The organism is Mesorhizobium sp. M7A.F.Ca.MR.148.00.0.0 (genome assembly GCF_003997735.1).
Classification (GTDB): Bacteria; Pseudomonadota; Alphaproteobacteria; order Rhizobiales; family Rhizobiaceae; genus Mesorhizobium.
The window spans coordinates 1-843 of sequence record NZ_RZTB01000324.1 but is presented as its reverse complement, the minus strand read 5'-3'; the positions used below and the strand labels follow the sequence as shown (position 1 = coordinate 843).

General features: G+C 54.8%; 1 protein-coding gene. It reads left to right on the top strand.

What is annotated here, in order from left to right:
• Positions 1 to 843 (top strand): porin (locus EOB49_RS34285; RefSeq protein ID WP_164781950.1); only part of this gene is annotated, 843 nt, incomplete at both ends.

Below are 843 nucleotides of genomic sequence, written 5' to 3'. Positions count from 1 at the left end.
ACGTCTACGGCGCTGGCTACTTCTACATCCCCGGCACCGAAACCTGCCTGCGCATCGGCGGCTATGTCCGTTATGACATCGGCGCTGGTGACATTGGGTCGTTTAATGGTGCTCGTGCTATCGACCGGATGGATGGTGACGTCCAGGACACCTGGAGAAAAAATGCACGCTTCGCGCTGAAGACCTGGACCGGCCAGGAGACCGAACTCGGCACCTTGAAGACCTACACCGAGACCCGTATCAATTTCGGCAACACGAATTTTAGCGACGAAGCCTTCAATAAGGGCATTTCGCTTAATTTCGCCTGGATCCAGCTCGGTGGCCTGCGCGTCGGTAAGGACGAATCGGCGTTCGATACGTTTACCGGTTATGCTGGCAACGTCATCCAGGATACGCTCGTTCCTTACGGTGGCTTCGACACGAACGTGATTCAGTACTATTTCGACGCTGGGAACGGCTTCTCGGCTGTGGTCTCGCTCGAAGAAGGCTATGGCGACTACACGATCGACAGCTACGTCCCTCATGTCGTTGGCGGCGTGAAGTGGACGCAGGGTTGGGGTGGCATCAGCGGCGTCATTGCTTATGACAGCAATTACGAAGAAGTTTCTGGAAAGGTTCGTTTGGATGTGAACGCCACGAATGAACTTTCGCTGTTTATCATGGGTGGCTACGGCACTGATGATAATATCAACGACTTCGGCGGTGGTCGCTCCATGTACAAGCTGTGGAGCGGTAGCTGGGCCGTATGGGGCGGTGGCACCTACAAGTTCAACGAGAAGACCTCGTTCAATGCTCAGCTGTCTTATGACGATGGCAAGAACTTCGGAGCCGCGGCTAACATTG